Consider the following 13,514-nt stretch of genomic DNA (forward strand, 5'->3'; position numbering starts at 1 on the left):
ATATACAGTTAAAGTGGGTTGCCGTCTAAGCGCAACTTGTGTGCAAAAGCTCGAAAACTACTTATAACTTTTTATTATTAGCCTTGAGGTTAGGGTTTGGAGTGCTTTTGGAGGTATGCTTTAACAACGTACGCGCTGAAAGGCGGCATTTCGCCGTGTTTAATACGGCGTTTTACATTCTAATAATATTGTTAAACATAGGCCAACCATGAACGACGAAGAATTTATAACAGAACGAGTAGAGGCAATGGAAGAATCCGTCCGTTATTATTCTGCGGATAAGAAAGCTGAGCGGGAGCGTTGGGTTGCCTCTACTTTTCTTGAAAATTTGAATATCTCTCACTCTGTTGAAGATATCATTAATCCAGATATTGATCCCCCTGATGCAGTGATTTTTGGAAGTGATTTTGAAATAAAAGAGATCCTTGATTTCGGTCGGAAACGTCATAAAGAATATAAAAAGGAGCTAGAAAGAATTAAATCAATTACTGACCCAAAGGATCTTTTTACAATGCATTCACCTAAGGATATGAGCATTGAAGATATCTTCCAAAAATGTGTGGTTGAGTTAGAAAAGTTGGATAAAAAATACCCAAAAGAAGTTAAGGAATCCCTTAATTTATTGTTCTACGTCAACCTACAGCATATATGTCATATTTTTGAAGAGCCTTTCCCTAATGCATCATCTCTAAAAGATTTTGGCTGGAAATCAGTTTCCTTCATTAAAGGTAAAATAGCTTGCTCCTTTTACGCTAACGAGCACGCGCCGAAGTGGATAAAAGACAATGTCGGCAGAATAGTTCATGCTCAATGCTAAAATGTTTAACAAAAAGCTGCACCTGACATTTTTTGCTACGCTCAATTGTGTATGTCGCGTAGCTCCATTTTACACAATTGCTCTCCGCAAAAACTGCAGGTGAGCTTGGCGTTACTTGTCTATTCAAAAAAGTTTGGTGTGTATTTAAGTTTCAGTAGGGTGTTCCTAAATTCGTCACCCTCCATCAAGTTTAGGTAACCAACCTTTGGTCGCTTACAACGTGCTTCGTAAAAGGCAGATTTGGTAATCCGGTAAAGCTTCGTTGCAAAAAAGCGCAACCAAGCTTTACCTAGCAAAGGGAAATTGCGGCTTATTCCTCCCGTTCGTTCCTTGCTGTTGGTTGCCATAATCACTTGTTGTTTTGGGTCAATTTTATGCCTTCTGTTTTGGCTATCCCACGGTTATAGTTGGGTCCAACCAAAGCTTCAGGCTTTTTAAACAAATACAGCAATTGGCGTAGCAGCGTAGTTCAAAGCGAGTAGGTGTTTGGTACAAGTAACAAACCAAGCCAGAAGGACTTACTTTGCTGTCGCTTCGCTCCAAAACGCAAAGTAAGCCTCTGCTTGGGGCGTTACTTGTCTATTCAAAAAAGTTTGGTGTGTATTTAAGTTTCAGTAGGGTGTTCCTAAATTCGTCACCCTCCATCAAGTTTAGGTAACCAACCTTTGGTCGCTTACAACGTGCTTCGTAAAAGGCAGATTTGGTAATCCGGTAAAGCTACGTTGCAGAAAGCGCAACCAAGCTTTACCTAGCAAAGGGAGTTTGCGGCTTATTCCTCGCGTTCGTTCCTTTCTGTTGGTTGCCATAATCACTTGTTGTTTTGGGTCAATTTTATGCCTTCTGTTTTGGCTATCCCACGGTTATAGTTGGGTCTAACCAAAGCTTCAGGCTTTTTAAACAAATAGAGCAATTGGCGTAACAGCGTAGTTCAAAGCGAGTAGGTGTTTGGTACAAGTAACAAACCAAGTCAGTAGGACTTACTTTGCCGTCGCTTCGCTCCAAAACGCAAAGTAAGCCTCTGCTTGGGGCGTTATAGCGGTCTTTAGCATTTTACATTTTTAGGTGAGTCTCAAGTATCCCTTACCTTACTTCGTAGGGGCCTTGGTCAAGCAGTTGGATCGTAAATCGCGAGATTCGGCATCGCTAACGTAGTTTCTTTTTCGTTGGTGGTATTTAACTACGAGCCTTTACCAGTTTGGATGTTGTGCTGTTGCTCAGCTTTTGTCAGTGGTGGTAGTGTTTAAAGGAAAGTAGGGGCGGGCGGTCTGGTCGTTATTGTCGGCAATGGCTTTGTTAGAGAAATGGGGAAGGTTTGTAGGCATGAACGCTGCCTTGCTATAACAAAGTCATCAAACCTGACACTTTTTACTGCATTCCATGTTGTGCATGCCTACGGCATAATCGCACAACATTACATTACATAAAAAGTGCAGTTTATAACAACGTTATAGCGGTCTTTAGCATTTTATATTTTTAGATGAGCCTCAAGTATCCCTTACCTTACTTCGTAGGGTGCTTGGTTAAGCAGTTGGATCGTAACTCGCGAGATTCGGCATCGCTAACGTAGTTTCTTTATCGTTGGTGGTATTTAACTACGAGTCTTTTCCAGTTTGGATGTTGTTCTGTTGCTCAGCCTTTTTTAGTGGTTGTAGTGTTTAGACGGGCAGTAGCTTGGTATGGCTTGGTCGTTATTGTCGGCGATGGCTTTGTTAGATATATGGGGAAAGTTTGTAGGTATGAACGCTGCCTTGCTATAACAAAGTCATCAAACCTGACACTTTTTACTGCATTCCATGTTGTGCATGCCTGCGGCATAATTGCACAACATTCCATTACATAAAAAGTGCAGTTTATAACAACGTTATAAGCGCTCGTAGTTGGTTGTAAGGTTTTTACGTGTTTCAATTGAGCGCAGAGGCCCCTGAGGGTTTCGTGGAACCACTTTTAGGCTAAAAGGCCGCCTGTCGGCCGCCATAGTTTGAGGTTAAGAGTGTTCGTTCTCGGTGCGAGTTATACCAGCCAAACTAAATTGTTAAAGAGCAACAATATAGCTTGGCTTAGTCAATCAGTTTGTTGTTGGTTGTTTGACTCTGTTCCAACCATCTTTGTGTCGGCTAAGTCAAAATATTGAAGAAGGGTCTTTGAGTAAGGTATTGTGGTCCTCACTAGCAGGTTCTGTGCGGTTCCGCTTATAACAAATTACTTAAACATCGTTCCGGCCAAAAAGACGGCCTCCACTGGACGCAGCAAGCTGCGCCGTTTAGCAAAACGTTACTTGTCTATTCAAAAAAGTTTGGTGTGTATTTAAGTTTCAGTAGGGTGTTCCTAAGTTCGTCACTCTCCATCAAGTTTAGGTAACCAACCTTTGGTCGCTTACAACGTGCTTCGTAAAAGGCAGATTTGGTAATCCGGTAAAGCTTCGTTGCAAAAAAGCGCAACCAAGCTTTACCTAGCAAAGGGAGTTTGCGGCTTATTCCTCGCGTTCGTTCCTTTCTGTTGGTTGCCATAATCACTTGTTGTTTTGGGTCAATTTTATGCCTTCTGTTTTGGCTATCCCACGGTTATAGTTGGGTCTAACCAAAGCTTCAGGCTTTTTAAACAAATAGAGCAGTTGGCGTAACAGCGTAGTTCAAAGCGAGTAGGTGTTTGGTACAAGTAACAAACCAAGCCAGGAGGACTTACTTTGCTGTCGCTTCGCTCCAAAATGCAAAGTAAGCCTCTGCTTGGGGCGTTAGGCAACAAAAAAAGGAATTCACATTAGATGATTAGAATTATATTACTTCTTACAGCATTTCTATCAAATGCATCCCTTGCTGCAAGTTTTGATTGCAGTAAGGCTGACCGAGAACTAGATAAAACAATTTGCTTGAATAAAAATTTAAGTAAACTTGATGAGGATATGTCTTCCTATTATTTTAAACTTAAAGAAACCCTTAATGAGAAAAAGTCCGATAAATTCCTTAAGAATCAAAGGGTATGGCTAAAGCAGAGAGCAGTAGAGTGTGGTTTCAATGATGCTACTTGTCTAGTGGAACTTTACAAAACGAGAATTCTAGAGCTTAGAAAGGAACACGAAAACCTTATTCCATATACATATTCAAAGAAAAGTATGTTTCAAGGTGTGAAAGGTGCGTGTAGCTTTGATACTGAAGTGATTTTTGATGATACAAAGATTTATGCTGGCGGATCTTATAGCGGTAAAAAAATCAACTTTCAAATCGATCAAAGTGGGCATCAAGCAACTCAATTTGAGGTGATTGTTAACTCTCCCAATAATCCAGTAGCATTAATTTTAGGGGCTTATGAACCCTCTGTTTGGAATATAGCCTGGACACAAGGAACAAAAATATCTGCTGTTGTTGCCACTGGCTATCATAGGCAAGCCGTTGCAGGTCTACCTCAAGATACACCAATATTAATAAGTTCCTATGATAATCGTGGCCCGTGTGGTTACGTCTATGTAGCAGAAAAAAATCTAAGGAAAATTAACCCTCTGTCTAGGAAGGTTTTTAATAAAGATGTGACATTAGTGCATTATGCCAGTAAAGGTAGCTTGGTTTTTGGTGACCAGATTAATCATAATGACAAATTGTTTACATCTAAAGATACTCCACCGGAATTATTCTTTGATAAAACCGTTCCATTAGCAGGTCAGGCCGGTTTAGAAGATTTTGTCAGGAAGGGATTAATTCGAAAAGCTACTGTACAAGACTCTGAGCGGTGGGCACAAATGAAAGCTGAGATGCATAAAGATGAATTGCCGCCAGTAGCTTCAGGCTCTATCTCATCAACATTTCGACCAAGAAGTATTCATAACGGGTATGTAATACTTAAGGAAATTACTATTCCTTCAGGCCTATACGGTGGTAATTCTGCCACTTTCTTTTTAAACAAAGGTGTTCCATTTCCGAAGGGAAAACTAGGCCATTCTACGTTGTATAATTTCAATACCAAGTCTTGTTCGGGCACTGGCTGTCGTAGATAGTAAATGCCTAACAAGGGGCTGCAATCTGACTCCGCAACCTGTCACTTTTTGTGCAAAAAACCGCACAAAAAGCGCCAGTTCGCTACGCAGTTGAGCCCGGCGTTATAAGCGCTCGTATTTGGTTGAAAAATGTTTACGTGTTTCAATTGAGCTCTGAGTTTTTCTGAGAGTTTTGTGGAATCACCTTTAAGTTAAAAGGCCGCCTGTCGGCCGCTATAGCTTCAGGTTAATAGTGTTCGTTCCCTGTGCGCGTTATACCAGCCAAACCAAATTGTTGAAAAGCAACAATATGGCTTGGCTTAGTAATTCATTTGGTTGTTGGTCGCTGAACTTCGTTCTAACCATCTTTGCGTCGGTTACGTCAAAATATTGAAGAAGGGTCTTTGAGTAAGGTATTGTGGTACCCTCTAGAAAGTTCAGTGCGGTTCCGCTTATAACAAATTACTTAAACATCGTTCCGGCCGAAAAGACGGCCTCCACTGGACGCAGCAAGCTGCGCCGTTTAGCAAAACGTTATGCATAAAGGAGTATTTTGTTGTTACATATTGCAGTTATGTTTACTAATGCCGTTTTAATATTAATGGTTTCTTTCAAGATCTTCCCGTTTTCAAAATGCTATTTTAAAAGTTTTTATGTGAAAATCGAGAAATATAGGAAGTATGGAAAAATAATTGGGTATCTTGGTTTGGCTTATTGTTTTCTTTTAACGATTAAGTTGTTTGTATAAAATATATTTACATTTTGGTGAAAATACAAAATGCGTCAAAGGCATAACAAAAATAGCCACCTGACAAAAATTGTGAAGCGCCTTATTTGTGTAAACGCTTCGCTTATTTTACACAAAACAGCACTCCACAATTTGTGCAGGTGCTATAGGCGTTAGGGCTCGCTAGGAAATCAAAATGATATCGCCTTTTAAACATATTGATTCGAATATGAGCTCGAAAGAATTCGAAATTGCGGTTTGTAACTGGGTGAATTCTTGTGGAAAAGACCTCAAAAATATCGAAGTCCTGCATGATCAAAAAATTTCGGCGCACGATGGCACTTACCAAATAGATGTGCTTGCTACATTCAATGCATTTGAAGATGCGGAGTTTAAAGTTCTTGTAGAATGTAAGAAACACGGACGAAAAATTGAAAGATCATATGTACAAGAATTACATGGGAAATTACAGTCCCTAGGGGCGCAAAAGGCTATATTGTGCTCAACCACTGGGTTTCAATCCGGCGCGTTAGAGTACGCAAAAGCACACAAAATAGCTTTGGTTTTAATTTCTTCGGAAGGTGCGAGGTATGAGACCCGGATGTTAACAGTAGAAGACTTACATAACCCTATTGGAGCTAGTGATGAAACTACCGCTTGGCTGGTGGAGCAAACAGGTGAGAACAAGGCCACGGTTACTCGTCTCAATTTATTTACTGATAGCTTCAGTATGTTTATTCAAGGTCAGCCCTAACAAACAAAGTCAGCCGACGCAAAAAGCGCGCGGCTGCTTTGGGCGTTACTTGTCTAATCTAAAAAGTTTGGTGTGTAGTTAAGTTTCAGTAGGGTGTTCCTAAATTCGTCACCCTCCATCAAGTTTAGGTAAGCAACCTTTGGTCGCTTACAACGTGCTTCGTAAAATGCAGATTTGGTAATCCGGTAAAGCTTCGTTGCAAAAAAGCGCAACCAAGCTTTACCTAGCAAAGGGAAATTGCGGCTTATTCCTCCCGTTCGTTCCTTTCTGTTGGTTGCCATAATCACTTGTTGTTTTGGGTCAATTTTATGCCTTCTGTTTTGGCTATCCCACGGTTATAGTTGGGTCTAACCAAAGCTTCAGGCTTTTTAAACAAATAGAGCAATTGGCGTAACAGCGTAGTTCAAAGCGAGTAAGTGTTTGGTACAAGTAACAAACCAAGTCAGTAGGACTTACTTTGCCGTCGCTTCGCTCCAAAACGCAAAGTAAGCCTCTGCTTGGGGCGTTATAAGCGCTCGTAGGTGGTTGTAAGGTTTTTACGTGTTTCAATTGAACGCTGAGCTTTACTGAAAGTTTTGTGGAATCAGTTTTAAGCTAAAAGGCAGCCTGTCGGCCGCCATAGTTTGAGGTTAAGAGTGTTCGTTCTCGGTGCGAGTAATACCAACCAAACTAAATTGTTAAAGAACAACAATATAGTTTGGCTTAGTCAATCAGTTTGTTGTTGGCTGTTTGACTCCGTTCCAACCATCTTTGCGTCGGCCAAGTCAAAATATTGAAGTAGCGTCTTTGAGTAAGGTGTTGTGGTAATCACTAGGAAGTTCGGTGCGATTCCGCTTATAACAAATTACTTAAACATCGTTCCGGCCAAAAGACGGCCTCCACTGGACGCAGCAAGCTGCGCCGTTTAGCAAAACGTTAGGCAAAATATGAATTCAATCATCCTTAGAATCTGCGTGATATATTTTTTGACTGGTTTCCAGCTTGCCTTCGCAGGAGCAGACAAATTATGTGGTTATCTAGATGCATATCTAAAAACGATAGGTCCTGATAAGTCATCGACTATTGAGTTGCACACATCGTGGGGTTCAAATTTTATAGGGGAGTCGGAAGAGGCTTTCGCGGCTAAGAGATGCATTCGAGATGAATCTCCATTGGCAAAGAGCTTATGCAACTACTTAATGGAGAACTCATCTACCGAGTTCTCTGGAGTTAATTTCAAAAGGTTTTTGATGTGTCTATCGCCAAAAACGAAAATAGAAAGAGACGTGTCATTTGAAACGGCGTTTGTTTCGCTATCATGGGGTACGGATGAACGCGGCTCACTTATAGAGCTGTCCCTGAAAAATGATAAAAAAATTGGTGGTATGGTACTTAAATTGGAAGCGGAGGGTTATTAAGCCTATGCCTAACAATTTACTCCTGCTGACGTTTTGGTCTACGCTCCGTTTTGGGGTGGCTGCGCCACTTTACCCCAAAACTCCACTTCAACCAAAACGCAGCAGAGTAAGGCGTTATAAGCGCTCGTAGTTGGTTGTAAGGTTTTTACGTGTTTCAATTGAGCGCTGAGGCCCCTGAGGGTTTCGTGGAACCACTTTTAGGCTAAAAGGCAGCCTGTCGGCCGCCATAGTTTGATGTTAAGAGCGTTCGTTCCCGGTGCGAGTTATACCAGCCAAGCTAAATTGTTAAAGAGCAACAATATAATTTGGCTTAGTCAACCAGTTTGTTGCTGGTTGTTTGGCTTCGTTCCAACCATCTTTGCGTCGGCCAAGTCAAAATATTGAAGTAGCGTCTTTGAGTAAGGTGTTGTGGTCCTCACTAGCAGGTTCTGTGCAGTTCCGCTTATAACAAATTACTTAAACATCGTTCCGGCCAAAAGACGGCCTCCACTGGACGCAGCAAGCTGCGCCGTTTAGCAAAACGTTATAAGCGCTCGTGGTTGGTTGTAATGTTTTTACGTGTTTCAATTGAGCTCTGAGTTTTTCTGAGAGTTTTGTGGAATCACCTTTAAGTTAAAAGGCCGCCTGTCGGCCGCCATAGTTTGAGATTAAGAGTGTTCGTTCTCGGTGCGAGTAATGCCAGCCAAACTAAATTGTTAAAGAGCAACAATTTAGTTTGGCTTAGTCAATCAGTTTGTTGTTGGCTGTTTGACTTCGTTCCTACCGTCTTTGCGTGGGCTAAGTCAGAATATTGAAGAAGGGTCTTTGAGTAAGGTATTGTGGTCCTCACTAGAAAGTTCGGTACGGTTCCGCTTATAACAAATTGCTTAAACATCGTTCCGGCCAAAAGACGGCCTCCACTGGACGCAGCAAGCTGCGCCGTTTAGCAAAACGTTATAAGCGCTCGTAGTTGGTTGTAAAGTTTTTACGTTTTTCAATTGAGCTCTGAGCTTTCTGAGAGTTTTGTGGAATAACTTTTAAGCTAAAAGGCCGCCTGTCGGCCGCCATAGTTTGATGTTAAGAGCGTTCGTTCCCGGTGCGGGTAATGCCAGCCAAACTAAATTGTTAAAGAGCAACAATATAGCTTGGCTTAGTAAACAATTTGTTGGTGGTTGTTTGACTTCGTTTCGACCATCTTTGCGTCGGCTAAGTCAAAATATTGAAGAAGGCTCTTTGAGTAAGGTATTGTGGTCCTCACTAGCAGGTTCTGTGCGGTTCCGCTTATAACAAATTACTTAAACATCGTTCCGGCCAAAAGACGGCCTCCCCTGGACGCAGCAAGCTGCGCCGTTTAGCAAAACGTTATAAGCGCTCGTAGTTAGTTGTAAGGTTTTTACGTGTTTCAATTGAGCACTGAGTTTTCTGAGAGTTTTGTGGAGTCACTTTTAGGCTAAAAGGCCGCCTGTCGGCCGCCATAATTTGAGGTTAAGAGTGTTCGTTCTCGGTGCGAGTTATGCCAGCCAAGCTAAATTGTTAAAGAGCAACAATATAGCTTGGCTTAGTAAATAATTTGTTGCTGGTTGTTTGGCTTCGTTTCAACCATCTTTGCGTCGGCTAAGACAAAATATTGAAGTAGGGTCTTTGAGTAAGGTATTGTGGTACTCACTAGGGAGTTCGGTGCGGTTCCGCTTATAACAAATTGCTTAAACATCGTTCCGGCCAAAAAAACGGCCTCCACTGGACGCAGCAAGCTGCGCCGTTTAGCACAACGTTATAGCGGTCTTTAGCATTTTATATTTTTAGATGAGCCTCAAGTATCCCTTACCTTACTTCGTAGGGTGCTTGGTTAAGCAGTTGGATCGTAACTCGCGAGATTCGGCATCGCTAACGTAGTTTCTTTATCGTTGGTGGTATTTAACTACGAGTCTTTTCCAGTTTGGATGTTGTTCTGTTGCTCAGCCTTTTTTAGTGGTTGTAGTGTTTAGACGGGCAGTAGCTTGGTATGGCTTGGTCGTTATTGTCGGCGATGGCTTTGTTAGATATATGGGGAAAGTTTGTAGGTATGAACGCTGCCTTGCTATAACAAAGTCATCAAACCTGACACTTTTTACTGCATTCCATGTTGTGCATGCCTGCGGCATAATTGCACAACATTCCATTACATAAAAAGTGCAGTTTATAACAACGTTAGGGCTCAAAATACATGAAGTCAATTTTACTGTTTATAGGATTATATTTTTCCTTATGCGCTTTTGCAGAAAAGGCGCCTGTTGGACAATTTGAAGTAGAGACAGAAAGTGGTTTTTCTGTAAAGCGTACGGAACTATCTATCATTTTTGAAGAAGTAACGTCAGGGGAATTGATTACATTAAGCCCATTTAGAATGCCTGAAAATGCGACATTTGAAGAAGTGGTAAAAAAAGTGGAAAGGAGTGAGTATCTAAGTGTTGGCGAGTTTAAGCTTTCATCGGTTACTAAAAAGTTTAATCTTTACGAAGGCGTGTGGGAACGTAGTTGGTTGGCATATTCTCGTGACTTTGTGTTTCTTATAAAAAATGAGTCTAGGAAGGAGAGCTTCCCTGAGTTGGATAGTTTTGTTCAGAAGGCTCTCTCGGCTACCACATGGGCAAAGCCCTAACAAGTTGCTGCACGCTGACACATACTGCTACGCTCGTTTTTGTGTCTGTCGCTGCGCTCCATTATTCCACAAAAACGCTCTCCGCAGTATGTGCAGGTGAGCAAAACGTTACATTTAAGAGGAAGTATGGAGCAAACTTTTAGATACGAAAAAGAAGATTGGAAGAAGTTTCAGTCGTACTTGGAGAAAGACCTCTGTAAATCGAAAAAGATGTGGTATGAAACCCTTTGGTTTAATTTTGTTTCGTGGTTCGGGATAGCCATCGTGTTTTTTTCGTTTTTTCAGAGTAAAAGTGAATTCAGCTGGGCAACAGCGGGGATTGTGTCTTTTTTCTTTGTGTTCATATATGCACAGCTTATTCTAACAGGTATCAAATTTAAAAAATTGTGTGCACCTTCTGACAAGGGAAGCTTTATTGGTGAGCATCGCTTCAAATTTGACGAAAGCGCGATCCATAGCGAAGGTTCTGGATATACCGCTAAACATAATTGGAGTGTCATTAAGCGCGTGGCTAAAACAAACGATGCAATCTATCTGTTTTTAGATAACGCATATGCGTATATATTTCCGGTGTCTCAAATTGAAGATCCCGATAAATTCTATGAATATGTTAGTGCAAAAATAAATGTAACAAGTTTGTCCATTTGACGTTTTGGTCTACGCTCCGTTTTGGGGTGGCTACGCCACTTTACTCCAAAACTCCACTTCAACCAAAACGCAAATGACAAAGGCGTTATAAGCGCTCGTAGTTAGTTGTAAGGTTTTTACGTGTTTCAATTGAGCACTGAGTTTTCTGAGAGTTTTGTGGAGTCACTTTTAGGCTAAAAGGCCGCCTGTCGGCCGCCATAATTTGAGGTTAAGAGTGTTCGTTCTCGGTGCGAGTTATGCCAGCCAAGCTAAATGGTTAAAGAGCAACAATATAGCTTGGCTTAGTAAATAATTTGTTGGTGGTTGTTTGGCTTCGTTTCAACCATCTTTGCGTCGGCTAAGCCAAAATATTGAAGTAGGGTCTTTGAGTAAGGTATTGTGGTACTCACTAGGGAGTTCGGTGCGGTTCCGCTTATAACAAATTGCTTAAACATCGTTCCGGCCAAAAAGACGGCCTCCACTGGACGCAGCAAGCTGCGCCGTTTAGCAAAACGTTAACACTCATATGAAAGTACGCGTATACAACGAAGAAGATCAAGATTCCGTCATTTTACTTTGGGAAGAATGCGGCTTAGTTGTGCCACAAAATAATCCAACCAGAGATATAGAGCGAAAGCTTAAAGTTGACCCTGATCTTTTTCTGGTTGGCACCAATGAAAATGGAATAGTAGCAACTGTAATGGGTGGTTATGAAGGTCATCGAGGCTGGATTAATTATCTAGCTGTTAAGCCTTCGGAACAACGCAAAGGCTATGGACAGTCTATTATGCAGGCAGTAGAGTTGCGAATTAAAGATAAAGGGTGCCCTAAAATCAACTTGCAGGTACGCACCACGAATGAAGCAGTTATCGCATTCTATGCTGCAATTGGTTATGGCAACGATAATGTCGTTGGTCTAGGAAAGCGCCTTGAACATGTTTCATAGCCAGGTGTTAACAAACGGCTCAAGCCGACCTCCACTACGTTGCTCGTTTTGTGCTTTTCCGCTACGCTCGCACAAAACAATCAACTCCGTTCCGGCGGCTTAGCCGGGCGTTATGGCGGGTTTAAATAATTTGTATATCGTTCTAGAGTTCGTCAAAATTTGAGAGTTCGCAGTTTAGTAAGTGCCATCGTCGAGAAAGAACAAATAGTTTCACTCGGCACAAGAAAGTAGCCAAGTGGTCACAATAGAAAGCATTGGAATAAGGTGAGAGCAAAACCATTCGCTCCTTGGTTCACCGTTTAAGATTTCACTGCGAAACAAAAGTGGGTGACTCGCATCTTCAAGGCTTCATCAAGAAGGTACGAACTAAAATAATAGTAGTTTAAACTGGTTGGGTTTTTAATAGGCTAAAGTTCCGCGTTTGCTCCACAAAGAGCGCTGTAGAAAGTAAGTGCCACCCAGCTCATAACAAATCGCTGCACTCGGACGCATATTGCTACGCTCGTTTTTATGTATGTCGCGGTGCTCCATTTTACATAAAAACGCTCTCCGCAATATGCGCCGGTGAGCTCGGCGTTAGGAGTTCATCGTAATCAAGATCGCAGTTTTTCATATTTTAATTCCTGTTGCCTTTTCGGTAGTAGTGGCGATGCTTGGCGCACGGCAAGAATTCAGCGATTTTATAGTTGCGTTATCTGGTGGCGTAATTTTCTATAGCGCGCCACACTTATGTTGGTTGGCTTTTCAGCTCCTAGTCAAACCAAGCAGTATTGTTGTGCAGTCGGGTTATTCCGGTGCTTCATTTGCATTGTTTTTAATCGCTAGTCTCTGGCTTCTTCCTCCGGATCAGTCGGGGTTGCCAGTTCAATGGATGGCGTATTTGCCATTGGCGGCACTACTTATAATTTTATTTTCTGGAGTTGCGTTTATTTTTGTTAAGCTGCGTAGATCCTAACAAAGCAAATCAGTCTGACGGATTTTTCGCTACTTGCTTTGTGGTTTACGCTACGCTACCACAAAGCAATCCACTACAAAGCCGCAGCTGTTTGCGGCGTTAGGCGTAAATTTCATGAAATTATTATCCGCTATATTTTTGGTAATCTTTGTTGGTGCATACGCTTCGGCAGAAGAAGAGTTGAATTGTGAATACTTAGTCGGTACTTGGGTTGGTAGTAGTTTTGAGTACAGCATACAATCCCAGAAAACGTTTCAATCCACCTTTAATAAAGATGGAACATTTGAAATGGTATTTAACTTTGCTGATGGCGTTGTAGATGAATCACAGAAAGAGTCTGGGGTGTGGGAGTGTGATGGGAGGTATGTTGTAGAGCATACGCTGACAGTTTCTGAAACTGAAGTTGAGTATGTAGACTTGTATGAATATTTGGAGTTAACAGCGTCTTATAGCAAGTACAGAGCTGTTCTAGCTAATTGTGATGATGTTATTGGGGATTGTAATGGAAAGCTGTATGAGTCAGTAAAAATTCGTTAGCCTAACAAAGCTATCAAATTGACCACCGAAGCTACGCGCCGTTTGGTGTATTTTCTTCGCAAATTATCACACAAAACGTCACTCCACTTCGGTGGCAATTTATAGCGGCGTTATTGAGCAGTTTAGGAATTGGTTTAATTTGAAGTATGTAGAAAACGTACTTCGTAGATAGG

General features: G+C 41.6%; 8 protein-coding genes. All 8 read left to right on the forward strand.

The window, feature by feature from the left end; genetic code table 11:
* The first annotated feature begins 208 nt into the window (after positions 1 to 208).
* Positions 209 to 817, forward strand: a complete 609-nt coding sequence (locus H5715_RS05210; protein WP_083608247.1) for a DUF1780 domain-containing protein — start codon at positions 209 to 211, stop codon at positions 815 to 817.
* A gap of 2,761 nt (positions 818 to 3,578) precedes the next feature.
* Positions 3,579 to 4,802 (forward strand): lysozyme inhibitor LprI family protein, encoded by a 1,224-nt coding sequence (locus H5715_RS05215; RefSeq protein ID WP_075185003.1) that lies wholly within the window; start codon positions 3,579 to 3,581, stop codon positions 4,800 to 4,802.
* 902 nt (positions 4,803 to 5,704) lie between these two features.
* Complete coding sequence (locus tag H5715_RS05220; protein ID WP_075185461.1) at positions 5,705 to 6,262, forward strand: restriction endonuclease; 558 nt, start codon at positions 5,705 to 5,707, stop codon at positions 6,260 to 6,262.
* 926 nt (positions 6,263 to 7,188) lie between these two features.
* Positions 7,189 to 7,659, forward strand: a complete 471-nt coding sequence (locus tag H5715_RS05225; RefSeq protein WP_075186653.1) for a hypothetical protein — start codon at positions 7,189 to 7,191, stop codon at positions 7,657 to 7,659.
* Between the two features lie 2,182 nt (positions 7,660 to 9,841).
* The gene (locus H5715_RS05230; protein WP_075186169.1) at positions 9,842 to 10,276 is read left to right on the forward strand and encodes a hypothetical protein; all 435 of its coding nucleotides are present in this window, start codon (positions 9,842 to 9,844) and stop codon (positions 10,274 to 10,276) included.
* Between the two features lie 126 nt (positions 10,277 to 10,402).
* Entirely contained in the window at positions 10,403 to 10,924 is a 522-nt protein-coding gene (locus H5715_RS05235; RefSeq protein ID WP_075186168.1) for a YcxB family protein, read from the forward strand.
* A 505-nt stretch (positions 10,925 to 11,429) separates the two neighbouring features.
* The gene (locus tag H5715_RS05240) at positions 11,430 to 11,849 is read left to right on the forward strand and encodes a GNAT family acetyltransferase (protein ID WP_075186167.1); all 420 of its coding nucleotides are present in this window, start codon (positions 11,430 to 11,432) and stop codon (positions 11,847 to 11,849) included.
* Positions 11,850 to 12,918: 1,069 nt separating this feature from the next.
* Complete coding sequence (locus tag H5715_RS05245; RefSeq protein ID WP_185906600.1) at positions 12,919 to 13,341, forward strand: lipocalin family protein; 423 nt, start codon at positions 12,919 to 12,921, stop codon at positions 13,339 to 13,341.
* Positions 13,342 to 13,514 lie beyond the last annotated feature (173 nt).

The organism is Teredinibacter haidensis (genome assembly GCF_014211975.1).
Lineage (GTDB): Bacteria > Pseudomonadota > Gammaproteobacteria > Pseudomonadales > Cellvibrionaceae > Teredinibacter > Teredinibacter haidensis.

Bases quoted from the DNA above. Each gene is read 5' to 3' on its own strand.
- H5715_RS05220 (WP_075185461.1), top strand. From the start codon at position 5,705: ATGATATCGCCTTTTAAACATATTGATTCGAATATGAGCTCGAAAGAA.
- H5715_RS05225 (WP_075186653.1), top strand. From the start codon at position 7,189: ATGAATTCAATCATCCTTAGAATCTGCGTGATATATTTTTTGACTGGT.
- H5715_RS05215 (WP_075185003.1), top strand. From the start codon at position 3,579: ATGATTAGAATTATATTACTTCTTACAGCATTTCTATCAAATGCATCC.
- H5715_RS05245 (WP_185906600.1), top strand. From the start codon at position 12,919: ATGAAATTATTATCCGCTATATTTTTGGTAATCTTTGTTGGTGCATAC.
- H5715_RS05210 (WP_083608247.1), top strand. From the start codon at position 209: ATGAACGACGAAGAATTTATAACAGAACGAGTAGAGGCAATGGAAGAA.
- H5715_RS05240 (WP_075186167.1), top strand. From the start codon at position 11,430: ATGAAAGTACGCGTATACAACGAAGAAGATCAAGATTCCGTCATTTTA.
- H5715_RS05230 (WP_075186169.1), top strand. From the start codon at position 9,842: ATGAAGTCAATTTTACTGTTTATAGGATTATATTTTTCCTTATGCGCT.
- H5715_RS05235 (WP_075186168.1), top strand. From the start codon at position 10,403: ATGGAGCAAACTTTTAGATACGAAAAAGAAGATTGGAAGAAGTTTCAG.